Source organism: Schaalia sp. JY-X159 (assembly GCF_014525425.1).
Classification (GTDB): Bacteria; Actinomycetota; Actinomycetes; order Actinomycetales; family Actinomycetaceae; genus Scrofimicrobium.
In genome coordinates this window covers 307,907-334,226 of sequence record NZ_JACEXI010000002.1, presented here as the reverse complement: position 1 = coordinate 334,226, position 26,320 = coordinate 307,907, and the positions used below count along the sequence as shown (strand labels likewise).

The 26,320-nt window shown below is 58.3% G+C and carries 21 protein-coding genes and 3 tRNA genes; 19 read left to right on the top strand and 5 right to left on the bottom strand.

Translation table 11 applies throughout. The features are described from left to right. Window positions 1–45: 45 nt before the first annotated feature. Complete coding sequence (locus IDL90_RS04485) at window positions 46–2,649, bottom strand: lysylphosphatidylglycerol synthase transmembrane domain-containing protein (RefSeq protein ID WP_187994501.1); 2,604 nt, start codon at window positions 2,647–2,649, stop codon at window positions 46–48. Window positions 2,650–2,789: 140 nt separating this feature from the next. Between IDL90_RS04485 and IDL90_RS04480 the strand changes: the two genes are divergently transcribed. From IDL90_RS04480 to pheA, 3 genes are read left to right on the top strand one after another with little or no spacing between them, the layout of a single operon-like run. Next, window positions 2,790–3,614, top strand: a complete 825-nt coding sequence (locus tag IDL90_RS04480) for a DedA family protein (protein ID WP_187994500.1) — start codon at window positions 2,790–2,792, stop codon at window positions 3,612–3,614. Further along, window positions 3,611–5,692, top strand: a complete 2,082-nt coding sequence (locus IDL90_RS04475; protein WP_187994499.1) for a DUF6541 family protein — start codon at window positions 3,611–3,613, stop codon at window positions 5,690–5,692. The genes IDL90_RS04480 and IDL90_RS04475 overlap by 4 nt, the downstream gene beginning before the upstream one ends. A 37-nt stretch (window positions 5,693–5,729) precedes the next feature. Further along, window positions 5,730–6,725 (top strand): prephenate dehydratase, encoded by a 996-nt coding sequence (pheA, locus tag IDL90_RS04470; RefSeq protein ID WP_187994498.1) that lies wholly within the window; start codon window positions 5,730–5,732, stop codon window positions 6,723–6,725. Window positions 6,726–6,727: 2 nt separating this feature from the next. Here the strand turns inward: pheA and IDL90_RS04465 are convergent, their stop codons facing one another. After that, window positions 6,728–8,083, bottom strand: coding sequence for a diacylglycerol kinase family protein (locus IDL90_RS04465; RefSeq protein ID WP_182141708.1), 1,356 nt, complete (start codon window positions 8,081–8,083; stop codon window positions 6,728–6,730). Window positions 8,084–8,157: 74 nt separating this feature from the next. Here IDL90_RS04465 and serS point away from each other — a divergent pair, with 74 nt between their 5' ends. The 13 genes from serS to IDL90_RS04400 all read left to right on the top strand — a co-directional run bounded on the left by serS (window position 8,158) and on the right by IDL90_RS04400 (window position 21,968). Further along, window positions 8,158–9,435, top strand: a complete 1,278-nt coding sequence (serS, locus tag IDL90_RS04460; RefSeq protein ID WP_187994497.1) for a serine--tRNA ligase — start codon at window positions 8,158–8,160, stop codon at window positions 9,433–9,435. A 7-nt stretch (window positions 9,436–9,442) separates the two neighbouring features. Further along, the gene (locus IDL90_RS04455; RefSeq protein WP_187994496.1) at window positions 9,443–10,351 is read left to right on the top strand and encodes an HAD family hydrolase; all 909 of its coding nucleotides are present in this window, start codon (window positions 9,443–9,445) and stop codon (window positions 10,349–10,351) included. Between the two features lie 85 nt (window positions 10,352–10,436). After that, complete coding sequence (locus IDL90_RS04450) at window positions 10,437–11,798, top strand: AGE family epimerase/isomerase (RefSeq protein ID WP_187994495.1); 1,362 nt, start codon at window positions 10,437–10,439, stop codon at window positions 11,796–11,798. Between the two features lie 86 nt (window positions 11,799–11,884). Continuing rightward, window positions 11,885–11,974 (top strand) — tRNA-Ser (locus IDL90_RS04445). Between the two features lie 647 nt (window positions 11,975–12,621). After that, the gene (locus tag IDL90_RS04440; protein ID WP_187994494.1) at window positions 12,622–14,133 is read left to right on the top strand and encodes a sugar ABC transporter ATP-binding protein; all 1,512 of its coding nucleotides are present in this window, start codon (window positions 12,622–12,624) and stop codon (window positions 14,131–14,133) included. After that, window positions 14,130–15,218, top strand: a complete 1,089-nt coding sequence (locus IDL90_RS04435; protein WP_182141713.1) for an ABC transporter permease — start codon at window positions 14,130–14,132, stop codon at window positions 15,216–15,218. Before IDL90_RS04440 ends, IDL90_RS04435 begins: the two co-directional genes overlap by 4 nt. Further along, a complete protein-coding gene (locus IDL90_RS04430) occupies window positions 15,215–16,249 on the top strand; it encodes an ABC transporter permease subunit (protein WP_182141714.1) in 1,035 nt (344 codons plus the stop codon). Before IDL90_RS04435 ends, IDL90_RS04430 begins: the two co-directional genes overlap by 4 nt. A gap of 50 nt (window positions 16,250–16,299) precedes the next feature. Next, on the top strand, window positions 16,300–17,385 hold the full coding sequence (gene lsrB, locus IDL90_RS04425) for an autoinducer 2 ABC transporter substrate-binding protein LsrB (RefSeq protein ID WP_187994493.1): 1,086 nt from the start codon (window positions 16,300–16,302) through the stop codon (window positions 17,383–17,385). Between the two features lie 97 nt (window positions 17,386–17,482). Then, window positions 17,483–18,475 (top strand): sugar-binding transcriptional regulator, encoded by a 993-nt coding sequence (locus tag IDL90_RS04420; RefSeq protein ID WP_187994492.1) that lies wholly within the window; start codon window positions 17,483–17,485, stop codon window positions 18,473–18,475. A 67-nt stretch (window positions 18,476–18,542) separates the two neighbouring features. Further along, window positions 18,543–20,090 (top strand): autoinducer-2 kinase, encoded by a 1,548-nt coding sequence (gene lsrK, locus IDL90_RS04415; protein WP_223175177.1) that lies wholly within the window; start codon window positions 18,543–18,545, stop codon window positions 20,088–20,090. 15 nt (window positions 20,091–20,105) lie between these two features. Beyond that, window positions 20,106–20,507: a cupin domain-containing protein gene (locus IDL90_RS04410; RefSeq protein ID WP_182141718.1), complete on the top strand. Its 402-nt coding sequence runs from the start codon at window positions 20,106–20,108 to the stop codon at window positions 20,505–20,507. A gap of 8 nt (window positions 20,508–20,515) precedes the next feature. Continuing rightward, window positions 20,516–21,400 carry a 3-hydroxy-5-phosphonooxypentane-2,4-dione thiolase gene (gene lsrF, locus IDL90_RS04405; protein WP_187994490.1) on the top strand — a complete coding sequence of 295 codons (885 nt, stop codon included), beginning with the start codon at window positions 20,516–20,518 and terminating at the stop codon, window positions 21,398–21,400. A 19-nt stretch (window positions 21,401–21,419) separates the two neighbouring features. Beyond that, a complete protein-coding gene (locus tag IDL90_RS04400; protein ID WP_187994489.1) occupies window positions 21,420–21,968 on the top strand; it encodes a DJ-1/PfpI family protein in 549 nt (182 codons plus the stop codon). Between the two features lie 67 nt (window positions 21,969–22,035). Here IDL90_RS04400 and IDL90_RS04395 read toward each other — a convergent pair whose 3' ends face one another. Beyond that, entirely contained in the window at window positions 22,036–23,046 is a 1,011-nt protein-coding gene (locus IDL90_RS04395) for a hypothetical protein (RefSeq protein ID WP_187994488.1), read from the bottom strand. An 87-nt stretch (window positions 23,047–23,133) separates the two neighbouring features. On the opposite strand from IDL90_RS04395, the gene IDL90_RS04390 reads away from it, so the two are divergent. Further along, a tRNA-Ser gene (locus tag IDL90_RS04390) sits at window positions 23,134–23,225 on the top strand. Window positions 23,226–23,271: 46 nt separating this feature from the next. Here IDL90_RS04390 and IDL90_RS04385 read toward each other — a convergent pair. After that, window positions 23,272–24,108: an L-rhamnose isomerase gene (locus IDL90_RS04385; protein WP_187994487.1), complete on the bottom strand. Its 837-nt coding sequence runs from the start codon at window positions 24,106–24,108 to the stop codon at window positions 23,272–23,274. Between the two features lie 166 nt (window positions 24,109–24,274). Here IDL90_RS04385 and IDL90_RS04380 point away from each other — a divergent pair. Further along, window positions 24,275–24,347: transfer RNA gene (locus IDL90_RS04380), tRNA-Arg, on the top strand. Between the two features lie 50 nt (window positions 24,348–24,397). Here IDL90_RS04380 and IDL90_RS04375 read toward each other — a convergent pair. Then, window positions 24,398–24,985: a TetR/AcrR family transcriptional regulator C-terminal domain-containing protein gene (locus IDL90_RS04375; protein ID WP_187994486.1), complete on the bottom strand. Its 588-nt coding sequence runs from the start codon at window positions 24,983–24,985 to the stop codon at window positions 24,398–24,400. Window positions 24,986–25,209: 224 nt separating this feature from the next. On the opposite strand from IDL90_RS04375, the gene IDL90_RS04370 reads away from it, so the two are divergent. Continuing rightward, window positions 25,210–26,193, top strand: a complete 984-nt coding sequence (locus IDL90_RS04370; RefSeq protein ID WP_187994485.1) for a DUF5692 family protein — start codon at window positions 25,210–25,212, stop codon at window positions 26,191–26,193. The last annotated feature ends 127 nt before the right edge of the window (window positions 26,194–26,320 follow it).

The window sequence follows — 26,320 nt, the reverse complement described above, 5'->3', positions numbered from 1 at the left end:
CAGGTTGGCGCGCCCCGTGTGTCGCCAACTACCCGCCTCAAACCTTCAGAGAAGCCCCTTCTTCTCCATATTGCGTAACGCGATCCAACCGAACGGAATACGCCCGTAGAAGGTAACCAGGCGGAAGAGGACTGCTGTTGACAGGGCGATAGCCGGTGGAATACCAGCAACTTGCAGTCCGGCGGTCAAAGCCATTTCGACCGGGCCGATACCACCGGGAGTTGGGATGACTGAACCGAGTGTGGACGACACCAGGTATGTCAGCGCCAGAGTTAGTGGGTCCAGATAGTATCCAAAGGCGGCCAGCGACAAGCCGAATGCACCGATGTATCCCAGGTTCATGAGGATGTTGCCGCCGATTGCAATCAGCAGTTGCCTTGGGTGACCCATAATCCACAGAAGCTGCGGGTAGACCTGGTCCCAAGACGGGCGCACCTTGTCCCAGATCCACTTCCTCACCTTCGGGAATGCAAGGACGGCTGCAAGTAATGTCCCAACGGCAGCGACCACCCAGACAATTGTCATGGTTGGAATGCTGAGGCTACTGACCGAACTGCCCGTGCTCACAACAACCAACAACAGCAGAATCACCGAGGTGACGAACTGTGAAATCTGCACCAGTGTCACGGTTGCAATAGCGACGGGGGTCGACAGTTTCTCGCGATTGAGGAAGCGCATGTTGAGCGCGGCCGGCCCTATGCCAGCAGGTGCGACCACGGTGACCATAGAGGCAGCCATTTGTGCGAGGGTCGCATTCCACAGCCGGATCTTCTTCGGTGCGAAAGCAACCAGGGGAATCGCAGCTCCCACCCAGGTCACTGAACCAACCACGAAGGCAATGAACAACCAAATGTAGTCGGCGTCACGCAGGGCTGTCTCAAGAGCCTCGAAGTTCAAACTACCCATGACGGCGACGAGGGCGACAACCAGAAGAAGCGCCATGATGACAGTGCGCGGGGAGAAACGCTGCAGCTTGATCGGCTCGGAAACCGGCGAGGCCGGGGTGATCTCTGAGAGGCGATCCCGCAGGCTGTCAATGATCTTGTCCTTGCGAGCTCTGGTTCGTAACCCGGCTGGCAGGACGACGGACTGAAGCACAAGCGCGGTGGCAAGTAACTCCGGGGTCCCAATCTCGCGTTGTGCGGATGCGATGGCGCGGTCTATTGAAGTTGCCAGAGCCAGGTGGACCAGCATTTGTGCGCAGTCAATCCGCTGAGAAATGTCATTGGAGCCCATGTCCGACTGGTTCCAGTTGAGCATCCACAGGTTGAAGTCCTGATCCAAGGTGAGCGCGTCAACATCCAGGTTGCGGTGGCAAATATCGCGGGCATGCGCCGCCTTGAGCTGGCTCCACGCTTGATCCAGAGTGTCGTCGCTGATGTCGTATCCCTCATCGCGCAGCCGTAACAGGGGGATGGTCGGGGGCAGTGGCTCCCAAAAAACCGCAACAGAGGTGCCCGCGTCGGACAGGGCGAGCGGCCTGGGCGTCCTCACCCCGGCATCCTTGACCATGCCGGCCGCCAGCATTTCCCTTTGAGCGTTGATCTTGATGGCGGGACTGATGAGACGTTCGGTGCCGCGCACACGAATGTTTGACCACAGGTCAGACGCTAGCGACAGAAGGCCCGCATCAGGGTCGAGGACGTGGACGTCCAGGATGCGTCCATCCTCGTCCCACATCTGGTATTGCCTGTCCGAATCGCGGGCGTACTGGGGGGTGACAATGAATTCGCCCTCGGACTCAGAGACCGGGGTTGTCACCAGTGGCGGATTGATCATGCCGAGGCGGTAGTCCGGGGTCTCATCACTTTCCGAAACTTCCCAAGTCTCCAGCGGTTGGTGGTCCGTGGGGACATCGATCCGCACGAATCTGGAGGGGTTGATCCCTACGGTGATTGCCGCATCCACCAGGTCGGCGGGCAGCGCGCGAGAGTCGTTGAATCCACCAATCCACCGGGTAAAACAACCGAAGGCTCGTCCAAGGAGAACGGTGACCAAAATGCCGGGAAGTGTTGCAGTTCCGCGAATCAGTGAGACAAGCAGTAGGACCCAGATGCCGATCCACGTGAAGCTGACGCTCTTGGACGCCGAGGTCGTTCCCGCAGTTGTCGCCATGGCAGTAATAACCATGAAAACAACGTTGACAGAATTGAGCGTACCGGTGGGTGTAGTGACGACCAGACTGGCGGTGATTGCTTCCGGCAGGTGGGGAAGGGCTAGGAGTATTCCCCACCCGCAGAGAGCGGATGCGATGCCGGTGAGGACGGTGTAGAGGATTGTCGTGTAGTCCCCGCGGCGCAGCAAATAAATGATGAGCGCGATGGGGACGGTAATGACAAAAATGCCTTCAAGCAGGCTGAGTGGAAGGAAGAGGATCTGGCGAATCACTTGGGCGAGGGCGGCGCGGACATCTTCTTCAACGCCCTGCGTTGTCGACTGTGCATAGACGCCCAGTAGTAGAACCAACCCAACTCCGGCCAGGGAGAGGATAGCTTCTAGTCCGTCCTCAAGGCGGCGTTGACGCCCGGGGATTGAGTCGGAGACAAAGACGGGATGGTCCAGCCGGGATTGGGCGATTCGTCCGTCGGAAACGTCTTGGACAGAGGTGGGCTCACCGCGAGCATCATCCACTTCCGATTCTTCCGACATGGGGTCAGTCTAACGAGGGGTCGCCGGAGGTTCGCGTAACCGTCCCGCAGAGAATTTGAGATTGGACGCACTTCATAGGTGGACTCCGCGACCTCCAATAGGATCGTTGTCTGTAGACCCCGTTCGAAAATGAGGTATTCATGGAGACCGCACTGGTCCAAGCTGTATCCACTGTCGATGCGCACGTTGTGCACGCGGCACTGCCGCTTCTCCCTTCCACAGGGGGCTCATGGCTCGACACTGTTGTGGGTTGGTTTAGCGATCCCACCTCCCTGCTGATTGCGATGGGGCCCTGGGTATTGCTGGGTGTCGCGGTGATCGTCTTCATTGAGTCGGGTGTGCTCTTTCCTGTGCTGCCCGGCGACTCTCTGATCTTCTCCGCAGGGCTCTTGCACTCCCAGTTGGGCATCAACATGTGGGTGATGATCGGGGTGATCCTTCTTGCGGCTTTCCTTGGCTCCCAGGTGGGCTACTTCCTTGGCAAGAAATTCGGTCGCGCCCTCTTTAAGGATGACGCACGCTTCCTGAAGACGGAGTATGTGGACCAGGCAGAGCATTTCTTCAACAAGTACGGGGGGCGCGCCCTCGTCATCGGACGTTTCGTTCCGTTCGTGCGGACGTTTGTGCCGCTGGTTGCGGGGATTGCCGAATACCCTTACCGCAAGTTCGTTGGCTACAACATGCTTGGCGCGCTCATTTGGGGTGTTGGCGTCACCTGGGCAGGTGCAGCACTGGGTGGCGTGCCGTTTGTGCATGAGAACCTTGAGGTCATTGTCATTCTGATCGTCCTCGTCTCAGTAATGCCGATGGTGGTTGAGATTGTCCTCAACAAACGTAAGGCCAAGATTGCTGCTGTAGCTAAAGCTGGCGAGGCCGTTGCCGACGCGGACGAGGACGAAGTAGTGGCCAGTGGCATTGTCGCAACCGAAGTTGTGACGACGCCGGGGGATGACACTTCCAAGTGACGCAGTTCCTTGCGTGGTTGCCGTGGATTGGTCTGGCGGCTGCAATGGTCGCGGTGTGGGTGGGGACCAGCTACTTCTGGTTGAGGCTTGCTCGCGTCCCTGCCGCTGCCGCATTTGCCGCGGCTCCGGCTGCTACTGCGGGGTTGATCCTCCCCATCTCGATCCTTTACGAGACTCTTGGCTGGTTCTGGTCTGGGGCAAGGGTCTTCCCGGTACTCGTGGTGATCGGGGCAGCGGGAGCCGGACTTTTCCTCACCAGAAGCAGAGTCATCAGCGTGGGACGTCCTCGCTACCGCATGCGGTTCTGGTCTGTCGGTTTTGTGGGTGCCGCAGCTGTGGGTTGGCTGCTAGCGGCCCTTCCCACAATGGTGGTGGCACCCCCGAGCAACCCGGTCCAGCAGTGGGATCCCTCATTTCACCTCAATGGTGTTTGGGGGATAACTAAGCTTGGTATTGGGGCGCCAGGTAACGGCTTGGCACACAACTACGGCGGGGAAACCAACTACGGCTATCCGATCGGGTGGCACGCCTTCACTTCGCTGTTTGCCACCCCTGAGACAACAGTTCAGACTGCCAACGCTTCAAGTCTTGCCTTGATGGCGGTGTGGGTTGTTGGTGCGGCCGTCTATACCTACACCCTCTATCCCAGTCGCCGCGCGGCACTGGCCGCCGCAGTTATTGCGGGCCTCCTCCCATCAATGCCTGCCGATGCTCTGACTGCCTACTCGCAGTGGCCTAACGCCATGTCGGTGGCACTCCTCCCAGGTGGGGCGACAGTTGTTGTCCTGTTGGGCAGATCGCTGATGGGTATCCTGCGCGTGCCGTCCTCCGCGGGGGACGTCCGGTCCGTTCTGCCCCTACGCAGCGAGTCCTGGTCCACATTTGGTTTACTCTTGGCCGTTTCTCTCCTGGCTATTCTTGGTGGCATCCAAGCCCACCAGGTCTACGCGTTCAACCTTCTGTTCCTGTTGCTTCCCGCACTTCTTGCTGGAGCTTGGCGCCTCATTGCGTGTGGGGTGCGGCAGCACCGTCCGGGCCTTATTCTGGGGAGCGTCGCTTCCGCAGTGTTAGGCGTGGTGGCCTTCGTGTGGGTGCAGTTGACGCCAGAGGTTGAGTCGATGCGCAACTACCCCCGCTATGGCGTCGATATTTCGAGAGGAATTTCCCAGGCGCTGGTTCCCAACCCACCGTTCAACCTGACATTTGGGTTGATGGCTTTCAACGTCGTCATCTCAGCACTGCTCGTTGCCGGGATACTCCGAGTCATGCTTGGACGCTACAGGCGGGCGGCCTGGGTGCCGTGGCCGGGAGGGTTGAAGCCGGTGGCATGGCCCGTCTGGTCCTACCTGCTTTTCGCCACTTTTGTTTTCTTTGCCTACGGTCCGGATTGGCCCATCCGTAAATGGATAGTCGGCCCCTGGTTTGTTGACGGTCGGCGCGTCATGGAGGCAATGTCTCTCGCCCTCGTCCCCCTGGTGGCGATAGGTTTCGGTTGGCTGGCCGTGTGGTGCGTCAACTGGTGGAATATGAGCATGGCGCGGGGGAGTGCCGCGCAAGAGCGGTGGATCTCGGTGGCTCTGGGCGGTGTGCTGGTCGTTGCCAGTGGGGTCGGGGCTATTGATGCGCGCATTGGCGCAGCACGCTCGGTGCTCGATGCGAGCAGCTTGGGTAGGTCGGGGATGGCCAATCAGGGCGTCCTCGACATGATGGCGGCACTTCCGGACTTACTACCCGAGGACGCGGTAGTTCTGGGTGACCCCCAGGCCGGCGCCATGTATTCGCAGGTGATAGGCCAGCGTTGGGCCTACTTCCCACAGTTGTCGCTGATGAACTCCGATGCTGAGACGCAAGAGATGATCACGGAGAACTTCGACAGAATAAACGAAGATCCCCAGGTGTGCGAGGCTGTGCGCGCCGCTGGAATTACCCACTTCATCTCTAACCCGGACGGTGCATACTACGGGACAATGCGGTCAGACCGCATGCCGGGACTGTACGGCGTGGACACTTCTGAGGGGTTTGAGTTGGTGGCCGAGGGCGGAGGCGCCCGGCTGTACAAGATCACGGCTTGCGACTGAGGGCGCGCAAGGCCGAACTAGGTAGTAAAGAGGACGTATGACTCAGCAGGCGACAACGGTGACGAACATTCCGGGTCCACCACCTCTTGGTGGACGCTTACGGATTGCCTTCCTGGGTCCTTTTGGCACATTCACCGAGCAGGCAGTGTGGCAGATAGCCCCGGCAGGAGCGGAGCTAATCCCAGCAGCTTCCGCCCCCCAGGCGCTTGAAGCGGTACGAAACGGGGTGGCGGACCGCGCGGTGGTCCCGATCGAAAACTCGATTGAAGGCGGCGTCAACGCAACAATCGACACCCTCTCTCGCGGCGAGGATCTGCACATTGTTGCCGAGATGATTGTCCCTGTTCGCTTTGTGCTTGCAGCGCTCCCAGGGACGCGGCTCGATGACGTTCGCAGTGTCGGCACCCACCCGCATGCGTGGGCTCAGTGCCGACGCTGGGCGGAAACAAACCTTCCCGAGGTCGTGCACGTTCCCACCACTTCCACTGCCGCGGCGGCTGAGCTGCTTGGGTCGTTCGCAAGCGAGGAAGCAGAACGCCCCTTTGATGCAGTCCTCTGCAATGCCCCGTCGGTAGAGAGGTACGGGCTGGTCCCACTTGTCAGCGATGTCGCGGACAACCCGGGCGCGGTAACCAGGTTCATCATGGCCGCCCGGTCTGGAAATGTCCCGCCCGCCACCGGCGCAGATAAGACAACGATCCAGGTCAGCCTTCCGTCAGACGAGGCCGGTGCGCTGCTGATGATGCTGGAACAGTTCAGTGTGCGCGGAGTCAACCTTTCCCGCATTGAGTCGCGTCCCGCTGGTGACGGCCTAGGTCACTACGCCTTTTCCATTGATATTGCTGGACATGTGCGTGAAGAGCGGGTCCAGGCAGCACTGGTTGGTTTGCACCGAACTTGCCCGAAGGTGCAGTTCCTTGGCTCCTATCCGCGGGTGGATGGTATTCGGGCAGAGATTCAGCGCGGAACCAAGGACTCGGACTTTGTGGAGGCTCGCAACTGGGTGGAGTCAATCGCGAGGCTGGGCGCTTAACCTCAGATCCGCCGATCCCACTCGGGGATCGCCCCCGGGGTACCCGAAGGGACGCGGACTAGCAGTGCATCCTTGTCGGAGCGGCTGGTAACCGTGCGGGCCGTCCCAACAGGATCACCATCCACCTGAACTGGGTACGGCTTGGAGATGTCAACACGCGCGGCAGGGGTTTGACGGAACTGAATCTTCGCAAGATCATTCTTGACGTTGATGGGGTGCAGCCCCGCCTGGTTGCCGAAGATCTTCACCGACAGGTACGCCCACCCCAGCAGGCCCACCTGGGTGTCAATGGCGATAACGTCCAGCTGTCCGTCATCGATCAGCGCCGATGGAGCCAACTGAGCGAATGGAAGCTCCCCGCAGTTGGCGAAGAGGACAGTTCTGGCACGGAGCGCCGTCATGTCAAACTCGCTCGTTGTGTCCGTGCCCGTTGAGGGCCCCGTGGGGGCTGCCAGAACGCTGGAAGCCCGCACAGCGTCCCGAACAGACTGGGGGATTGGAATCGCGTGGAACAGGTCCGGCGTGCCATTAATGGGGTCATCTTCTGTCCGCAGGACTGTGACTGTTGCCTTCATGCGTTCTATTCGCAGTGCAGACAAGGCAGTGAGAACGTATGCAGACCACCCCACCTTCTTCTTCAGCTCCGGGGTGGTATTGGCCATCGTCTCACCGTCAAACCCCACCCCTGCGATAACAAGGTAGGCGTATTCGGTTTCAGCTGGCTCGCGCACGCCCTCCGGAAGAGCGCGAACGTCCTCGGCCTGAGCCTGCTTCAACAGGCGACCTTCGGCTGGAAGTTCAGACTTCACCTGGACTCGGTCAACACTCAACCAAGCAAGATCAACGCGCCGACTGACCGGGGTCAGCGCAACACGGATTGCACCCTTGGGGGATAGTGGCAATCCCAGGTTCCGCGCCAGAAGGTTTCCCGTGCCGATCGGTAGCAGGGCCATCGGAACCCTAGAGTGAGCCATGCCCGCGGCGACCGCGCGTACCGTGCCGTCACCCCCCGCCGCGATCACAAGTGCGGGTTTGTGGCGCAATGCCTCAATGGTCTGCCCGGTTCCAGGGTCCTCAACCGTCGTTTCAATCCACCTGGCGGGCCTGCCTGTGGCCCGAACGACCTCGGCGTTAATTTGGATACGAAGTGCGTCATAGTCGGATGGTTTGGTCGGGTTCGCAACCACCCACACCTCACCCGTCGCGCCGGGATCAACCGGTAACAAACCGGTCTCGTCCTCGACCGTTATGTCACGTTGCTTACGGTGCGAAACCAGTACGAAGACAAGTGCGAGCACGGCGACAACAACAATTGCCCCAAGGGACAGTGAAGCCCACAAAATCTCGCTGCTCGACATGCATCCAAGAGTAGCCCAGGACGTGAACTTGGCCCGACAGTGGGCACTCGGCGTTGCACCGCTACGATGGGATCATGATTGATATGCGTTTGCTTCGTGAAGATCCAGACAGAGTCCGCGCATCCCAGGAAGCCCGTGGTGAAGACCCGGACCTGGTGGACGCGCTGATTGTCGCAGATGAGAAGCGCAGGGGTGCGCTCCAAGACCATGAGTCGCTGCGGGCTGAACACAAGACCGTATCTCGAAGTATTGGTAACGCGGCTCCCGAGGATCGGCAGGCGACCCTGGCAGCGGCGCGTGAGCTGTCGGCGAAAGTGGCGGAAGCCAAAGAGAAAGCAGACGAGGCCGATGCCGAGGTCACGCGGATCTCCATGCTCCTGTCAAACGTTGTGGAGCAAGAAGCACCCATTGGCGGTCCGGACGACTTTGTGGTTCTCCGTCACGAGGGTCCCACGCCAAGGGACTTTGAGAAGGATGGGTACGCCCCCAAAGACCACCTGGAACTTGGTGAGGGCCTTGGTGCGATTGACGTCAAGCGTGGCGCCAAAGTATCCGGGGCGCGCTTCTACTATCTCAGTGGTATCGGGGCTCGCCTTGAGTTGGCGCTCCTTTCAATGGCCGCAGACCAAGCAACCAAGGCCGGGTTCACCCTGCAGATAACACCCACCCTTGTGAAGCCCGAAATTATGCGTGGAACCGGGTTCCTCGGCGAGCATGCGGATGAGATCTACTATCTGCCTGCCGATGACCTCTACCTGGTGGGCACCTCCGAAGTTGCGCTTGCGGGCTACCACGAAGGGGAGATTCTTGACCTTAGCAACGGACCCCTGCGTTACGCCGGGTGGTCAACCTGCTACCGCAGAGAAGCAGGCGCAGCGGGACGTGACACCCGCGGCATCATTAGGGTCCACCAGTTTAACAAGGTTGAAATGTTCTCTTTCTGTGACCCGGCAGACGCTGCCGAGGAACACCAGAGGCTGCTCTCGATGGAAGAGGAGATGCTCGCAAAGGTAGAGCTTCCCTACAGGGTTATAGACACTGCCACGGGCGACCTCGGCTCATCTGCGGCTCGTAAGTTTGACTGTGAGGCGTGGCTTCCGACCCAGGAGCGGTGGATGGAAGTCACTTCGACCTCGAACTGCACCACCTTCCAGGCGCGCCGCCTCTCGGTGCGTCAGCGCACGGAGGACGGCATTGGCCCCGTTGCCACGCTGAATGGAACGCTTGCCACGACTCGTTGGCTGGTTGCAATGCTTGAGAATCACCAGAACGAGGACGGGTCGGTCAACGTACCCGCTGCCCTGCGTCCCTACCTGGGCGGCCTCGAAGTAATGACTCCCGGTCAAAGGTAAACGCCACTTGCAAACACTGATTACGCCGCCGCCTCACGATGCGCCCTCGCTTCCATATGAAGAACAGGTAGACCACGCGCGAGAGGCTCTGCCCGCGGACTTGCCCGATGACCCCTCCAAGGTGCTTGTGGCTCTTGACGTTGACGGGACGCTCGTGACGGCGAACGGCGCGTCTGAGAACGTGCGACGCACAGTTGCGAGCTCCATTGAGGCAGGCATCAACGTCGTCATCGCCACCGGACGCGGGGTTGCGGCAACACGCCCGGTCTTCCAGGAGCTGGAACTCCCCTCCGGTTTCTCCGTTTCTTCGAATGGTGCACAGATCGTCCGCTGGGAGAGGGCCCAGGACGGCCGCCACGTCTATGAGAAGTTGAGTGAGACGTACTTTGATCCCCGCGCTGCAGTTCAAGCGGTCCTCGGGGTGATTCCCGGGACCATCCTTGGCGCTGACGGTGGTGACGAGCGCATGCGTGTCAACCAGTACTTCCCGCCGGGGGAGTTAGCGTCGGTGGAAGACCTGCATGAGCTTGAGGAGCTGCTTTCCTTCCCCACATTGCGCATGGTGGTGCGCGCACCCTGGTTGACCAGGGTCGAGTTCGAGGACGCTCTCACTTCCGTTGATCTGTCCTCTGTTGAGTGTGCCATTGGGTGGACATCCTGGGCTGATCTCACAGCCCACGGAACAACAAAGGCGAAGGGGCTGGAAACGCTGGTTTCCGACCTCGGCATCGACCGGCGCGGAACAATCGCAATCGGGGATGGGACCAACGACATTGCAATGCTTGAGTGGGCTGCGCACGGTGTTGCCATGGGAACTGCAACTCCTGACATTATTGCCGCAGCGAACACAACCACCGGCGCAGTTGACCACGATGGTGCCGCCGCCGTCCTCGACGCCCTCCTAGAGAGGTATTAAGACTCAGGGGTAGACCGTCTGGGGCGATATGATGGGTCGGGCGCCTCAGGCGCTGCCTCGTTCTATGTAGCCAAAGGTGGAAAACATGGGTTGGTTAGAGTCGGTTGAGCACAATCGGTGGCTTTCCAGGCAACTTCAGGACCTCTTGGAAAGAGGGCGCGCAGCATGGGCGCCGACTGGATTTGGGTACTTCCGACCCGATGGGCACCTCGACCTCGACAAACCTATTGACCTTGCCATTACGGCGCGAATGACCTTCGCTTTTTCGCTGGGTGTCCTGATGGGAATCCCTGGGTGTCGTCGCTACGCTGACCACGGGGTACGCTGCCTGCAAACATACTTCCGCGACCGTGAGTATGGCGGGTGGTTTACCGCCATCGACCACGATCCGAACGAGGACGGACATGGTGTTCCCTGGTCTGACGCCGGTGACTCCAAGTGGCAGTATGCTCACGCGTTTCTGATTCTCGCGGCAGCAACAGCCACGAATGCCAACCGACCCGGGGCCCACGAGCTGCTGCAGGACGCCCTCGCCGACCAATTGCTCCACTGGTATGACGAAGAAAATGGGCTGGTAGCAGACCGTTACAGTCGGGATTGGTCAGTTTGTGAACCGTACCGGGGCATGAACTCTCTCATGCACACGGTGGAGGCGTACTTGGCTGCGTCCGAGGCCGTACAGGACATTGAGTGGATTCAACGCGCTGAGAGAATGTTGGGCTTCGCTTACCGGGAGGCCAGTCATTACTCGTGGCGCGTCCCGGAGCATCACGACGCCGACTGGCGGCCTCTCCTTGATTTCAACAAGGATGATCCAAATGTGCCGCACTACCCTTACGGATTTGTGATTGGTCACGGGATGGAGCTGGCGCGGCTCGGTGTGCAACTGCGCGGGGCGTTGCGAGAAGAGGGTCTGAAGGAGCCAGCCTACTTGGGTCAGGGCTCAATCGAACTGTTTGAGCGTGCGCGTAAGGACGGTTGGCGGCGTAATGGCAAACCGGGATTTGTGCACACGACAGACTTTGAAGGGAACCCGGTTCTTACCGAGCGTTTGCAGTGGGTCCTTTGTGAGGGGATATGCGCGACGGTGGCACTGCGGCGGGCAACCTTGGATGACGGGGGCCATGCGGGGCACGTTGAAGCCTATGAGCACTCCTACCACTCGTGGATTGACTACCTCAATGACTACATGATGTTGGAGCCGGGCGTGATCGCGCGTGCCCTCAATGAGGACAACGAGCCGATGGAGGGCACGATTTCAGCCCGCCCTGACATTTATCACACGATCCAGGCCTTCTTGATTGGCCGTGTTCCGATGTGGCCTCCGCTCGGGGCTGCGTTGTCGCGTGGGCTTTTGGATCATCCCGAGGGGGCGCCGCGGCGCCCGCAAAACAGGCGTGGCAAGGGCGGACGTGGGCAGAGGTCAATCTTCTCTTGGGGGGAGTAGGGTTCGAATCCCTTACTCTCCGCCAGTTCGACCCAGGCGGGCTCTCAGTTTTCACTTCTGGGCCCACCTAGTTACAATGAAGCGCTGGAGAGTTGACCGAGTGGCCGAAGGTGTTGGTCTTGAAAACCAATGTGTCAGCAATGGCACCAAGGGTTCGAATCCCTTACTCTCCGCCACTAGCGGTAAGGAGAACCCCGGAACTGTTGAAGTTCCGGGGTTTTTTGCTCCCGCCGCCCGCGATCCTGCTCTCCTGCCGCGCCCACGCCGCACATGGAGTCGTGTGCGGCGGCCAAATCCAAGAGCGCCGCAGGTGAGGGCGATCTAGGGCAAGACGGTAACGGTGCGAGTTATGCCGTACGGTGCGAGTTTGGTTCAGTTTCTCCTCGAATCACACCGTTATGCAAGCCAAACCCGCTCCGTAAGGCATAACCCGCACCGTTATGACACGGGGTAGCGCCGGCGCCAACCTCAACAGCAAGCAAACAACAACCCGTCGACGCCAAACAGTCGGTCAGCCAGCATCCGGGACTCTGCCGTGCTGCTGCCACGCTCTAGCCGTCGCCATTTCGCGAGATCGCTTAACTCCGCTAGATAACATCGTTATTGCGCCGAAACTGGCGGAGTTGAGCGATCTCGCGGGGCGTAGCGGGGCACCCCTGGATCGTCGAACACCGCAGGTGACACCTGTTGGTAACAAGACGGTAACGAAGCTGCGCCAAGCCGCCCCGGCCTTGACGAAGGAGCATCAGCTGTCCATACTGAACGTATGCGCAAAGCCTGCGCATACGTTCACGAAGCGGTGGATGGTGAAAGGAAAGCCTTCATGCTTGACAGTGTTGACCAACATGAAGAGACAGAATACTTGGCATCTGTCTCAGACGTTTGGAAGTCATATGGCGGAATACCCGTTCTCAAAGGTGTGTCACTAAACCTGCGCGCCGGCGAAATCCACGCCCTGGCCGGTGGCAACGGCGCCGGCAAATCGACTCTCATGAAGGTCCTAACCGGAGTGGTGACTCCAGACTCAGGTTCTGTTGTTATCAATGGAAAAGAGCTTAGGCGTCTCTCTCCACGGTCGGCTCACGAGAACGGCATCTACATGGTTCCCCAGGAACCGAAGCTGTTTCCGAGCCTCTCTGTCAAAGAGAACATTTCGCTATCGCTTACCGGCCTCAATGTGCCAACCAGTCGAATTCGTGAGGTTGTGAAGTCGCTTGCACCGCACATCAACCTCAATGCTCCCGCTGGTGACCTGTCTATTTCTGACCAGCAGCTAGTTGAGATTGTTCGTGGAATGCTCAGGGATGCCAGAGTGCTGATCGTTGATGAACCAACATCTTCCCTGACTGCTCGAGAGGTTGATTCGCTCTTCGAGCGTCTTCGCGCTCTCGCCGCTGACGGGGTTGGCATCTTCTACATCACGCACCGGATGAACGAGATCTTTGACCTATGTAACTGCGTCACCGTCTTGCGCGATGGGAACATGGTCTTCAACTCCCGGGTCTCAGATACTTCTGTGGCCGAAGTTGTGCAGGAAATGGTGCCTAATGCCGTACAGGTTGCTGCACGTACAAAGGGGGACAAGTCCTTTGAGGTCGAGGTCCCCACGCTGAAAGTAGACAAGCTAACCGGCCAGGGTTTCAACGACGTCTCATTTGAGGTTTACCCGGGTGAGATCGTCGGAATCGCGGGAGTTGTGGGTTCGGGAAGGACCGAGCTCGTCGAAACGGTCTACGGGATTCGCGATGGCAGCGGCAAGGTCCTGCTTGACGGTGTCGATTACTCGCACCGGTCTCCGGCGGCCTCAACAGGCATTGGAATCGCTTATGTTCCCGAGGACCGTCACGCCAACGGCGTGTTTCTTCTGGGGGACATCGTCCACAACACGACCTCGACTGTCTTGGGTAGCGTCAGCGCGAGCGGTTTCATCAAGTCCAAACTTGAACAGGACAAAGTCAAAGATCTCACGCAGCGCCTCGCCCTGCAGCAAGGATCCCTCTCCCGTGCGGTCGGCAAGCTGTCCGGTGGTAACCAGCAGAAGGTTTCTTTGGCCAAGGCACTGGCATCGGCGCCCAAGACCGTGATCCTTGATGAGCCGTCCCGCGGAGTCGATGTCGGAGCCCGCGCAGACCTTTACGTACTCATCAACGAACTGGCGTCCTCGGGCACCGCGGTACTCGTTATTTCCTCAGATTTCGAGGAAATCGTAGAGGTCGCGGACAGGATCCTTGTGATGCGCGACGGTGAACTTAAGGAAGAGCTAACCGGAGACAGAATCTGTCTTGAGACTGTCCGCGACTGCTGCTTCGACGTAACCAACGGAGGACAGAAATGAAAGAGCTTTTGAAGCGGCGTGAGATCCTCACAATTTCCGGGGTCCTACTTCTGCTGGTTGTCGTAGCCCTCTTTGACACTGCCTTTATCAGCCCACACAACCTCTCCCGCACGGCAAATTCCGCCGTCATCCTGATTCTCTTGGCCGCAGGTGTGACACCTGTGATCATCACCAAGAATATCGATGTCTCTGTTGGGGCAACCCTTGCCCTCTCGGGGATCCTCGGGGCCAAGCTCTTGGTTGCAGGTACCAACATGTGGCTCGTGATCCTCTTCATTGCAGTGTTGGGTGGTGTCCTCGGAGCGATCAACGGTGCAATTGTCACCTATGGCCATGTCCCATCCATCGTCGCGACCCTAGGAACGATGTCGGTGTACAGGGGCGTCTCCTTCCTAATCACAGGGGGATACTCGATTGAGAACATTCCTCGCTCGTTCTCGAGACTAGGTTCGCTGTCGCTCGCAGGAATTCCCGCCCTCGTAATTGCCGCAATACTGCTTGTCATCCTTCTTGCGGTTTTCTTGGGCCGAACTCGATGGGGACGGTACATCTACGCGACTGGCGGTAACGAAGAGGGCGCTCGACTAATCGGCATTCGCACAGACCTCATGACGGTTCTTGCCTTCTCAATCTCCGGTCTGTTTGCAGGTCTCGCAGCCGTTGTCTTCATCGCCCAGATCGGGTCTATCTCAAATCAGGCTGGGGTCGGCATGGAGATGAGTGCCATTGCTGCCGCGGTCATCGGCGGTGTGGCCCTGACCGGTGGTGTGGGAACCGTGATTGGGTCCCTGTTCGGTGGTCTGTTCATAACGGCTGCGACCTCGGCCATGCAGTTCATGGGTGTTCCTGGATTCTGGTCCAGCGCAGTCATTGGTGCGGTCCTTCTAATCGCACTGTTTGCGGATGCGATTGTTCGGCGCCGCATGGATCAACGCCGGATTGCTGAACGATACCGCCGAGACTTTGACCGCACGGATCAAGGTGGTCCCCCAGCGGTTGCGGATTTGGGACAGGGTTCTGAGGCGCTGAACCAACCCACCGATAAGCCAGAGATGTTGTCAGCAAGTGTTGGAGGAACCCGATGAGATTCTTGAAGTCGCTACCCAAATGGGAGACATCCCTAGCGTTGGTAATCATCGTTGAAATCCTCATCTTCGGGGCAATTAACCCGAGGTTCCTTGACCCGATTCGACTGCTCTCATCATCATCAGACTTTGTCGCGGCGGGCATGCTAGCTCTGCCGTTGGCGATGATCATGCTGTCGGGCGGCATCGATATTTCATTTGGATCGATTGTCTCGCTCGGAGCAATCACCACGGGTGTCGCGTACCTTCTCAGCGGTTCGATGGTCGTCGGAATGGTGGCTGGTCTCATTGCGGGTCTGGTTGCGGGCCTGATCAACGGGGGGCTGATCGTCTATACCGGGGCAGCGCCGATGGTGATCACACTGGGTACTCAATTTCTCTTTGCTGGACTTGCCCTCGGGGTTTCCGGTCTGGGTGGAGTCTCCGCATTTGAAGGGATCTCAAACCTCCCAGACTGGTTCAACGAAATCGGTATCGGGAAGTTGATCCCCGCGGTGCCCAACATGCTGGTGATCTTCTTGGTGTTGGCGGGGATTTTCTGGGTCCTCATCTCCAAGACCACGTTTGGTCGCCAGGTTCGCCTCTTGGGAATGAATCCCAACGCGGCTAAGTATGCAGGACTCAACATCACCAAGATCAACATGTTGATGTACTCAATCATGGGAGTCACCGCCGGCTTGGTGGGCATCCTGCTTACCTCCTACTTCGGCTCCTCACGACCGGACGTTGGAGTCACACTCCTCATGCCCGCCCTCACATTGGTGGTTATCGGTGGTGTGTCCATGTTCGGTGGGGAGGGAAGTGTCCTGGGCGTGGTGCTCGCAACCTTCGTAATCGGCTACCTGCAGCAGGGGCTCCGATTTGCTGGGTTGACGGAACATCAAGTCGGCGTCATCGTCGGCACCGTCCTTATTGTCGTCGCGTCGCTTCGCTGGTGGGCTGTCCGAGGGTCGGAGTCCTTTGCGAACCGTAAGGGACAACGGCGTGAACAGCGTGCTCAGAAAAAACTGGCCGCAAGTACTACCTCTTAGAAACAAAAACAGCGGGTCAGGATGTCTGATCCTCAACGAAAGGAAAGAGAATGAAACGTATCGCATTGGCGAGTTTCAGTGTCTTGGCTTCCCTAGCAGTTCTGGCTGGATGTTCATCCGGCGGTGGGGCCGAAACAGCACCCGAAAGCGGGACTGCAGGGGAATCTGGGGCAGCGGAAGGCTCTGGTGCCCAGGTCGCCTTCATCCCTAAACTGACAGGTGTTGGCTTCTTCGAGGCCGGTGGCGAAGGTGCCGTGGCCGAGGGCGAACGTCTGGGTCTTGACGTCAAGTACGTCGGATCTCCGGAAGCATCCGTCGCAGCGCAGACGGAAATCATCAACAACTACTTGGGCCAGGGCTTCCAGAGTCTGATCGTTTCATCAACGTCCCCCGATGGGCTCTGCACTCCACTCAAGCGAGCCATGGATGATGGCAATGTTGTTCTCACATGGGACTCGGACACCAATCCGGAGTGTCGCCAGTTCTACATCTCGCAGGGCACCCCGCAGCAGATGGGTGAACTGCTGGTCAGCATGGTTACCGACCAGATGCCTGCTGATGAGCCCGCAGAAGTAGCCTTCCACTACTCATCACCGACGGTTACCGACCAAAACCAGTGGACCGAAGTTGCCAAGTCAGTGATCGCAGAGGACACGAGCTGGGACATCGTAGACACCATCTACTCGGAGAACCAGACGGATCTTGCAGTGCAGCAGGCCGAAGCGCTGATCAACGCAAACCCGAACTTGAAGGCGATTCTTTGCCCTGATGCCAATGCTCTTCCGGGTACCGCTAAGGCCGTTGAAAACCTGGGGAAGACGGGTGAGATTATCGTTGTCGGGTTCTCGACCCCGAACGCAATGCGTGACTATGTTGACAGCGGTGTCGTCAACCAGTTCGCGCTGTGGGACGTGAAGATGCAGGGTGCCCTCTCCGTATTTGTTGCCAACGAACTGCTCAACGGTGCAGACCTGAAGGTAGGCGACAAGATCGACTACGAAGGCACGGAGCTGGAGATTCAGAACAACTCTGTCCAGGGCTACGACGAGTCCACCAACAACGAGAAGTCGGGCATCATCGTGCTCCCCGAGCGTGTTGTCTTCACAAAGGACAACATCGCCAACTACGACTTCTAAGCAAAGTTCATCGCGCGACAACGCGCTGAATAGGTGATCATCGAGTTGGGGGCCGACCCCGGCCCCCAACTCATTCAAAGAAAAGGCAGAAGGCGAAATGGGAACACCCGCTTCGAGTCGTAGGACCTCAGCAGTCAATGAGGACGACCTCTTGGACGTTTCTTGGTGGTACTACGTTGACGGGCTGACCCAGGACCAGATTGCCGAGAGACTCTCCGTTTCTCGGGCATCAGTTGCGAGGATGATCGACAAGGCACGCCTGGCTGGAATCGTCCAGTTCCGAATTGCTCCCAAGTTCCTTGCCAACTATGAGTCTGCACAGAACATCAAGCAAGCGTTCGGACTCAGAGACATCATGGTGGTTCCGGATATGGCATCCGAAGGCCAGTCGATGGTGGACGAAAATACCAGGTTGGGAACACTTGCTGCAAACGTCCTTCTGTCTGAGCTAAGAGAAGGTGGCACGCTTGGGCTTGGGTGGGGGCAGGCTGTCTCCACAGTTATGTCCATCCTTGACGATGAAGAACTTGAGGGCATTGATCTTGTTTCCTTGACGGGCGGGGTAAACGCCTATGCCAACGCGATTCGTCAGGTGCGCTCCAGGGGTGGAAACAACTCTCAATCAAACATTATTCCCACTCCCCTCTACGTATCCAACCCGGAACTTGCGTCGCAGCTGCGTAAGGAAGAAACGGTGAAGGGCGCGTTGGAGAATGCTCGCAAGGTTGATGTGGCACTGACTGGGATCGGTGGCATTGGGATGGAATCCTCACTGTGGCGTAGTGGCACCTCCTCGGAAGAGGACCTCCAGGAGGTACGGGAGTCCGGAGCTGTGGGTGACCTCCTCGCCGTCTTCTTCGACAAGGACGGCTCCCCGGTTCCACTGTCAAGGGATGCGTGTCGTATCGGTATCGGGATGGGCGCCCTCGAACAGATTCCAGTTGTTGTGGCAGTGGCAGCGGGACGCGCCAAGCATGAGGCGATACTGGCTGCTCTCAAGACCAAGTGCATCGACGTGTTGGTGACAGATACGGCAACGGTTGATTACCTCAGGGACGCGATTGGCCCACAGGTTTTGGCCGGATCCTAATCCAGCGCTCACTAAATGTAGAAATGCTCATTTTCAAACTATTCCTAGAGAGGTAAATATGTACTCGATGGCCATTGATGCCGGGACAGGCTCGGTTCGTGCGGTAATCTTCGACCTCGAAGGAAACGAGCTGGCGGCATATTCAAAGGACTGGGACCACGTTCCCGTCGAGGGCGTGCCGGGGTCAATGGACTTTGACACCGCGGGCGGATACCTAGCGATTCTTGAGGTTGCTGAAGGAGCGCTGGCTGAATCCGCCATCGACCGCAGCAAACTTGTGGGAGTTTCCGCAACGTCAATGCGTGAAGCGATTGTCTGTCTCGACTCAGCGGGTCGTGAAGTGTGGGCTTGCGCCAACGTTGACGCACGTGCCACGATAGAGGTGCGAGCCCTCCGCGAAGAGGAGGGGCTGGAAAGACGCATCTACGAAATCTCTGGACAGACCCTTGCGCTGGCTGCCCAACCGCGGTTGCTGTGGCTGAAACGAAACCTGCCCGCTGTTTACGCAGAGGTCACCACGGTCCTCATGCTTTCAGAATGGGTGCTCTACAAACTAAGTGGTGAATACGCTTGCGAGCCGTCGAATGCTTCCACTTCTGGGCTACTGAATCTCGCTACGCGTCAGCCGGATGACCTGCTTCTGACAATGTGCGACCTCAAGCCGAACCTGCTGCCAAAAGCAAGAGAGTCCGGAACTCGAATCGGTAGTGTTCGCCCGGAGATTGTGGAGAAGTTGGGTATCGAACCCGATGTGGCAGTTTCCCTTGGCGGCGGAGACACTCAGATGGCTGCTCTGGGAGCAGCCGTGGTTGATGCAGGTCAGGGCCTGATCGTCGGAGGGACGTTTTGGCAGGAGGCCGTGAACATTCCTGCCCCAACAACCGACCCGGAAATGCGCGTCCGCATCAACTGCGCTGCCGAACCCGGGATGTGGTGGGCAGAGGCAATCGCCTTCCACGTGGGGACTTCGCTGCGCTGGTTCCGTGACACTTTTGCTGGCCTGGAAGCGGTCGAGGCCGCACAGACCGGTGTGGATACGTTCCAACTGCTTGATGAGCGAGCCGCCCGAGTGCCGATCGGATCGTACGATATCGTTCCCATTTTCTCAGACACTATGAACTACAAGGCATGGAGACATGCAGCGCCCTCGTTCCTGAACCTTCCAATCCACCGCAGTGGAGATGAGGTGCGGGCCGGGATGTACCGGGCCCTTCTGGAGAACGCCGCAATAGTCTCTTCCCTCAACATGGAGATGGTTGCTGAGTTCTCGGGAGTAACTCTCGACTCGATCGTCCTTGCTGGCGGTGGCGCCAAGTCACCCGTGTGGGCGCAGATTGTTGCGGATGTCTCCGATCTGCGAGTGGATGTCCCAGTCGTGAAAGAGACGACTGCAGCCGGCGCAGCGCTGTGTGCGTTCGTGGGAGCAGGAGCCTTCACCTCGGTACGGGAGGCGGCGCGTGCTTGGAGTCGCATCGACTACCAAGCCCTGCCAAACAAAAGCAATCATGAGCAGTACAAAGACGTGACAGAGCGCTGGCAGAAGGCCTATGCGCCACAACTGGTCCTGGCTGACAACGGAACCACGGAGTCTCTGTGGCGCGCACCGGGCACATAAAACGAAAGGAACACAATGGAACACTGCACTTTTGATGAGGCGGAGTTTCGATTCGGGGAGTATGGCCCAGGCTATTTGATGCGTGGTCCTCGCACAGATGTGGGGATCGTCCGACTCACCCCGGGCACCGAGGCTGGCAATCACTACCACGCGCAGATCGAGGAGACGTTCTACGTCCTCAAAGGAACTGCAACGATGTGGCTGGATTGTAGGGAGAGCTTCGAACTCAAGCCCGGTGATGTCTACAGGGCAGACCCCGGGGAGATGCACTACTTCATCAATAACTCTGAAGAGGTATTTGAAGCCATCTTCATCAAGGCGCCTTACAGCCCCTCTGACGTAATCCCGGTCCCGTGGACCGTGGGTGAGGAGCTTCCGCCACTTATCAACCAAGACGGAATCAAGAAGAAGGATTAGAAAGAACAATGGCTGATCTCGAAGGCAACATCGACGCGAAGAACTTCAACACCGACGTTCCCGCATCGGAATTTGGATTCTATGTAAAAGGTGCAGGAAACCTGGATTACGGCATGAAGCGCCGTCTCTCCAGGATCTTCCGCCCGGACGGTCGCACCGTAATGCTCGCATTTGACCACGGGTACTTCCAGGGCCCGACGCGAGGTTTGGAGCGTCTAGACCTCAATATCGCCCCCCTGGCGAAGTATGCTGACGCTCTCATGGGAACACGCGGAGCTTTCCGCACCAGCTTCCCGGCAGACGGCACACAGTCACTGGTTGTCCGCGCTTCCGGCGGCCCCTCAATTCTCAAGGATCTTTCGGACGAGCGGATCGCCATGGACATGCAGGATGCAGCGCGCATCGATGCGTCCGCGGTGGCGATCCAGGTTTTCGTTGGAGGAGAGCAAGAGACGCAGTCGGTTCACAACATGACCCAGATGGTCGATGCTGGCCTGAACTACGGCATTCCCGTCCTCGGCGTCACGGCTGTTGGTCGTGACTTGGTGCGGAACTCGCGTTACCTTGGTCTTGCCACTCGCATCATTGCCGAGTTGGGTGCGCAGATGGTGAAGACGTACTACTGCGAAGAGGACTTCGAGGACGTCGTTTCCGGCTGCCCCGTGCCGATCATCGTTGCCGGAGGGAAGAAACTGGAGGCAAAGGACGCCCTCGACATGGCTTCCAAGTCAGTGGCGGCTGGAGCTGCCGGACTAGACATGGGCAGGAACATCTTCCAGAGGGTCAGTCCCGCCGCAATGATTCAGGCGGTTGGCGCAATCGTGCACGACGGCGCGACAACAGATTCCGCCTACGAGATGTACCTGGACCTGTCCGGTGGAGCAAACGACTGAGAATAAGGTACGGGTTGACGTGAAAAAGATTCTGTTGATCACGGGTGATGGTGGCGAGGAGCTGGAAGTCTACTATCCCTTAGAACGCATGCGCGAAGAGGGAATTCAGGTAGTCGTGGCATCGACACGACCGAAGAGACTGGCGCTCAAAGTCCATGAGGTCGTCAATGAGGAAGACACCTATTCGGAGAGCCCGGGGAGGAGCATCCAGGCCACGCTTGGGTTCGAGGACGTGGACGTCTCTGACTACGTTGGCGTCATCATTCCCGGGGGGCGTGCCCCCGAGTACTTACGGCGCAATCCTCAGGTCATAAGGATTGTTCAAGAGGCGCACGAGGATGGACTACCTATCGCAGCCGTGTGCCATGGGCCGATGATCCTGGCTGAGGCTGGTCTTCTAAAGAACCGCAGCTGCACCGCGGTGGAAGACATCATCCCCGAGGTCGAGGGCGCAGGTGGGCAGTGGGTCGCTGACAGAGTATCCAGTGATGGTCAGATCGTTACGGCCCAAACCTGGGAAGACTGTGGCCCCTGGATGGCAGAGTATGTTTCCCTGCTGAGAAAGTAGTAGGGGTAGAGACCAGTGGGGGCGAGTTTGAAGAAAGCTCGCTCCCACTGATTCAATTCAATAGGCCCTACGTTATGGGGCTGCGCCTTGACCCCCACAGGTACGTAATCAGCGCGACAACGAGAGTAAGAACCGAGACCATCAGCGCTATGCCAGCGACTTGTTGAAGGGACGCGATGAGGGGCGCGGTCAGCATTCCCCAAACTTGCTCGGATAGTGCTACCGCGTTCTCATCGGTAAGAACTCGAATGTGTTCGAGGCCGAATGCCGGTAGTTCCCACCACACGAACGCCGTGGTGACAAAGGCCATCAGCCCCGAGACCCCCACTATCAGTAGCCTCCGCGGTGCGAGCCCCACCGCGAGCACCAAAGAGGCGATTGCTACGGCCAGAATCCACGCGTCCGCATTTTCTGCCAGGGTGTAGTACCTCTGCAGGGTGGGCAAGTCGGTGAGCTCTACGATCGGTACTTCGGCCTCGATTTGAGGGATCAGTCTTGCCCACCATTGGCCCTGGTCTGTGAGTGTCTGCTTGAGGACTTCGGCGAGGGGGCCGATCTGAACTGTGAGGACAGCCTCGCCGGACTCCCCAAGGGCTGGTGGAACAGCCCCGGAAAGTGTGCCGACAAGTTCACTGTGGACTTCTCGTAGCCCCGTTTTCCACAGTGGTGGAAAGAGGTCAGACTGCAGGAACGTCCTCGTCTGTTCCTCCGTGATGGTGTAAACCTGCTGGTCCAGATTGGTGGTGAACTCTTCTACAGACTGGGAGAGGTTGGTGCCAAAAGGCAGCATGTCCAGGAAGCTCGCGGTCCCGCTGGCCAGCCCTTCCACTGTGGATACCGAGACGCTCTCACTAACCGCGGAAGAGACTTGGTCGGCAGCGCTCTGCGCAATCAGGGTGTGGAACTGCGGGCTTGCCGACAGGGGATGAAGAGTTTCCACAAACTCCGCAGTGTTGAGAACATCGTTCTTCATCCACGAAGCAGCAAGTAGGGCTGGCACACACATCGCAGCAATGGCCACGAAAAGAAGAGCTCCCACCCAACGAATGACACTGAGCCAAGTCCTTGTTTTCTCCATGCTGCTCCCTTGAAAGTTTGTGAACTACGCACAGATTGGGCCGCCAAGTGGTCCCAGTACAGTGTAAACAAGTATTATGGGATCGCTGGAGACGTCGCATAGCCAGGTCGAGTGCGCCTCCCTGCTAAGGAGGTAGGGGTTCACGCCCCTCGAGGGTTCAAATCCCTCCGTCTCCGCCAGCGTGAAGTCCCGGGTTATCGTTCAGTCGGTAGCCCGGGATCTTTGCTATCCGATCAAGCCCAGGGTACGGAAGGCCTTTGCCAGGCCGTCCTCGTCGATGTGGTCGGCAACAAGGTCTGCGTGGTCCTTGAGAACCTGCGCCCCATTTCCCATGGCAACCCCGGTCCCCACGTACTCGATAAGTTCGAGGTCGGGTTCCGCGTCCCCGAATGCAATCATCTGCTCCCTGCTGACCCCGCGATGCTGCGCGAGCGCATCGACGCCCACTGCCTTGTGGATTCCGATCTGACCGAACTCACCGAACTCCTGCTTCTTCCCGGAGGCAGTCCAAGTGGAGATCCGAGCATCTCCCTCAAACTGTTGGGCGAGGTCGTCGAGGTCGACTGGGTGAGACAGTGCAAAGCTGATCTTGTTGACGTCGTCGCGGCCCCGGCTGGTGCCATACACCGCGGCTGCCATGGCTTCCTCCCATAGCTCCCTCATGTTTGGGTTGTCGTCACCCACTGCGAGGACCGTCATGTCGGTGAGGTTGTCGGTGGCAAACAGTCCCGAGTTGCACTCAAGGTAGTACCCCAAGCCTTGCGCGTCCAACCACTCAATCGCGCGCTCAACCACTTCGGGGTCCATCACTTGACGGTGGATTACTTCGCCGTCGTCCTCGACGTAGGCACCATTGCCTAGAATCAAGCCATCAATGCCCAGGTCCCAGAGGAACTCGTAGATCTCTGCTTTCGCGCGTCCCGTACACAGGTAGATGCGGTGTCCGTTTGCCCGTGCCTGGGATATGGCGTCCGAGGCCGACTGGGGGATTTGCAGGTTGTAGTTGACGACAGTGCCATCAATATCCAGCAGAATTACGCTGGGTTCACGCAGTTCAGTCATGGGGTCTCTTTCAAGTGGGGTAGTGCCTCTTCGATCCTCTCACATTGACAGGCGGCCCTTGCGGACTGCCGAGAGGTGTGGAAAGTGTGATGTGAGAGGCGTCGTGACCAACAAAGTTGTGTTGGCGCGCCCTGTGTCCCTATACTTTCGGAGGTAACACAACCAAGCGCCTGTGGCTCAATGGATAGAGCATCTGACTACGGATCAGAAGGTTGGGGGTTCGAGTCCCTTCAGGCGCACAGTATCCCCGCCGGTGCGACCCACCGAGCGGGGATTCTTCTATGCCCACTCACTTTGGGACAACGTTGTGAGCCGTCGAGCCGCCCTCGGAAAATCTCTCCAGAGATTGCCGGACGGTTCCGTGGAGTATTTTCTCAATGTTTGCAACCAGGATTCTGGGATCCTCTTTCTGCCTCATCGAAACCCAGCGCAGAAAGTGTCCGAGGACGGTTGCGGCGTAGTGGTCGACAACGAACTGGCGGTCTTCAGGGGTGAGGACGAGGTCGCCCTCCAGCTCAGTGACGATGGCTTCCATCATGTTGCGGAACTGCTCCAGGAAGAATGCGTCCCTCTCCCGGTGTCCAAGGGAGTTCAGAACGGCTTTGGCCTGTTCGAAGTTGTCCTGCAGGTACTGAAGAAGTGTCCGGTAGCCTTTAGCCCACTCTGAGTAGGAGGCATGCTCCATGATGTGGTTGGCGACCTCTTGCTCAAACACCCACACTGCAAGGTCGTAGACATCCGCAAAGTGGTAATAGAACGTCTGCCGAGTTATACCTGCCTGAGCAGTGAGACTTGAGACAGTGACCTTGTCTAAAGGTGTGCTGCGCAGCTGGTCTTTGAGGGCTACGGAAAGTAGCTGCCTGGTCGTAGACGCCATTGCCACTCCCGTACTCCCGTTGCTTGCAACCTGTGGGACCCAAGTCCTCAACACTGCTGGCTGCTACCGGGCGGTTCCTGTCATTTCCTTGTAAACACGACACTTGTCGAGTTCTGTCTATACCTTCTGTGCTGGTACAGATTCTAGCCTGTTGAGAGTAAGCGACGGCGAGGCGGCCTGGCGGCAGATGCGCCGTGAACTTCTCAATTGGTAGGAGACCCAACGTGTTCTTGTATGAATCCATCCCTTGGTATTCGTGGGTGATGTGGTTTGTCGTCCTCGGAGCCCTTATTGGGCTCAATGAGGTGACCCGTCGCTGGAAGTGGGGCGGCATCTCATTCTTCATTATCCTTCCCATCATCCTCACCTTGTTTGTCTGGCCGACAACAGCGGGTGGAGATTCCTCAACCGGTACCTGGTTCCACTGGGTGAAGGTCTACTCGGCTCTAGCGGGATGCCTCGGTTTCATGGCGATCCGCTACTTCCCGAAGGTTGCCAAGATCAAGTGGGTGCTGATCTTTCCAGCCGCAATCCTGGCGATCAACATCTTGGAGGCTTGCATCCGTGACTTCCAGGTCGGAGCAATGGGTGCAGACGGCATTGTCGATGGCGTCTACATGCTTTCTGGTCCGTGGAACTGGATGAATGGTGTAGCGGGCCTTATCAACCTGATTACCATTTGTGGTTGGTTCGGCATCTTTGTTTCACGCGACAAGTCAAAGGACATGATTTGGCCAGACATGCTGTGGTTCTGGATCATCGCCTATGACCTGTGGAACTTCGCGTACGTTTACAACTGCGTTGGCGACCACTCGTTCTACGCCGGCGCTGCACTGCTGATTGGATGCACCATCCCTGCGTTCTTCATCAAGAAGGGTGCGTGGCTACAACACCGCGCTCACACCCTGGCGTTGTGGATGATGTTTACAATGGCGGTGCCGATGTTCGTTACGGACTCCATGTTCGCAGTGAACAGTTCACGCAGCGCAACGGCACTGTTCGCGGTTTCCGCCCTGGCGTTGGCGGCAAACGTGGCGGTTCTGGTGTTCCAGATCTACACGATCGCCAAGCGTCGCCTCAACCCGCTGACGGATCAGCTCTACACCTGGCTGCCGCAGTACAAGGCTGTCGTCGCTGCCAACATCAGCCCCGACGCTCAGGACAGCGACGTTCACGAGGAGGTAGTCGAGCTCAAAAAGCTCGCCTGACAGACATAAGTCTCGTCGCCGGTACAAACCCGGTCAACTCGCGAAATGCATACGTGGGGAGCAAGTGTGCTCCTGGGGTCCATACCCCAGGAAAACATCGGTTCCCCACGTATGCATTTCGTCACCA

Coding starts and splice junctions, on each gene's coding strand:
- IDL90_RS04485 (WP_187994501.1), bottom strand. CDS start 2,649: ATGTCGGAAGAATCGGAAGTGGATGATGCTCGCGGTGAGCCCACCTCT.
- IDL90_RS04480 (WP_187994500.1), top strand. CDS start 2,790: ATGGAGACCGCACTGGTCCAAGCTGTATCCACTGTCGATGCGCACGTT.
- pheA (WP_187994498.1), top strand. CDS start 5,730: ATGACTCAGCAGGCGACAACGGTGACGAACATTCCGGGTCCACCACCT.
- IDL90_RS04465 (WP_182141708.1), bottom strand. CDS start 8,083: ATGTCGAGCAGCGAGATTTTGTGGGCTTCACTGTCCCTTGGGGCAATT.
- serS (WP_187994497.1), top strand. CDS start 8,158: ATGATTGATATGCGTTTGCTTCGTGAAGATCCAGACAGAGTCCGCGCA.
- IDL90_RS04450 (WP_187994495.1), top strand. CDS start 10,437: ATGGGTTGGTTAGAGTCGGTTGAGCACAATCGGTGGCTTTCCAGGCAA.
- IDL90_RS04440 (WP_187994494.1), top strand. CDS start 12,622: ATGCTTGACAGTGTTGACCAACATGAAGAGACAGAATACTTGGCATCT.
- IDL90_RS04435 (WP_182141713.1), top strand. CDS start 14,130: ATGAAAGAGCTTTTGAAGCGGCGTGAGATCCTCACAATTTCCGGGGTC.
- IDL90_RS04430 (WP_182141714.1), top strand. CDS start 15,215: ATGAGATTCTTGAAGTCGCTACCCAAATGGGAGACATCCCTAGCGTTG.
- lsrB (WP_187994493.1), top strand. CDS start 16,300: ATGAAACGTATCGCATTGGCGAGTTTCAGTGTCTTGGCTTCCCTAGCA.
- IDL90_RS04420 (WP_187994492.1), top strand. CDS start 17,483: ATGGGAACACCCGCTTCGAGTCGTAGGACCTCAGCAGTCAATGAGGAC.
- lsrK (WP_223175177.1), top strand. CDS start 18,543: ATGGCCATTGATGCCGGGACAGGCTCGGTTCGTGCGGTAATCTTCGAC.
- IDL90_RS04410 (WP_182141718.1), top strand. CDS start 20,106: ATGGAACACTGCACTTTTGATGAGGCGGAGTTTCGATTCGGGGAGTAT.
- lsrF (WP_187994490.1), top strand. CDS start 20,516: ATGGCTGATCTCGAAGGCAACATCGACGCGAAGAACTTCAACACCGAC.
- IDL90_RS04395 (WP_187994488.1), bottom strand. CDS start 23,046: ATGGAGAAAACAAGGACTTGGCTCAGTGTCATTCGTTGGGTGGGAGCT.
- IDL90_RS04385 (WP_187994487.1), bottom strand. CDS start 24,108: ATGACTGAACTGCGTGAACCCAGCGTAATTCTGCTGGATATTGATGGC.
- IDL90_RS04375 (WP_187994486.1), bottom strand. CDS start 24,985: ATGGCGTCTACGACCAGGCAGCTACTTTCCGTAGCCCTCAAAGACCAG.